A 973-nucleotide genomic window follows, 5' to 3' on the forward strand; every position below is an offset into this window, starting at 1 on the left:
CTAGGGCGTGTCTCCTAATTGTGGGCCTGTGCTCGAGCATGATTGAGGTGTGTCACAACGGTCTAGATTTACGCAGTTCACGAATGCACAGTGGGAGCGAGTTGAACCACTTCTGCCAACGAATGAGGGCCGTAAAGGCCGCCCGTTTGGTGATAGCCGCCGCGTTGTAGAGGGCATCATCTACCGGTACCGCACCGGAATCCCGTGGCGAGATCTCCCCGACCGGTATGGTCCCTGGCAGACGGTGTGGAAGCGGCATCGCCGCTACGCAACCGACGGCACCTGGGACCGCGTATTCGCGCACATCCTCGCCGAGGCCGATGCAGTGGGCGACATTGACTGGAACGTGTCAATCGACGCGACGATCAACCGTGCTCATCAGCACGGTACGAACCTGCCGCGCCCTGATCAGGACACAGGGGGCTCTATCGAATTACAAGAATCTGCCGTTATGCGAGATTGAACCGGCAGGTCACGGGATCGGGAGATCACGCGGAGGGTTGAGCACGAAGGTACATTTTGCTGTCGAGGGGCATGGCCGGCCGCTGTCGATTGTGGTGACGGGCGGGCAACGCCATGATGGCGCGATGTTGCAGGAAGTCCTCGGCGATATTCGGGTCCCGAGAATTGGGTGCGGGCAGGCGCGGACGCGCCCTGATGCGTTGCTTGCTGATCGCGGGTACACGTCACGGGTGAACCGCGCGTATCTGCGTGAGCGCGGCATCGCCGCGGTGATTCCGGAGAAGTCTAATGAGATCGCTGCCAGGAAGCGTAAGGGTCGTGCTGGCGGGCGACCGCCCGGGTTTGATGCGGAGCTGTACAAAGACCGCAACGTGGTCGAGCGGGCCTTTGGGTTGATGAAGCAGTGGCGCGGGCTTGCGACGCGTTATGACAAGCTCGCGGTCACGTATCGCGCGGGAGTGGTGCTTGCGGCGATTCTGGTCTGGTTACGCATATAAGAGACACGCCCTAG

Annotated in this window: 1 pseudogene; it reads left to right on the plus strand. The window is 61.2% G+C overall.

Annotated elements, in window-relative coordinates:
- Positions 1-49: 49 nt before the first annotated feature.
- A pseudogene (locus L8V00_RS09975) lies at positions 50-959 on the plus strand (IS5 family transposase).
- Positions 960-973 lie beyond the last annotated feature (14 nt).

It is taken from the genome of Corynebacterium evansiae (assembly GCF_027570065.1).
GTDB lineage: Bacteria > Actinomycetota > Actinomycetes > Mycobacteriales > Mycobacteriaceae > Corynebacterium > Corynebacterium evansiae.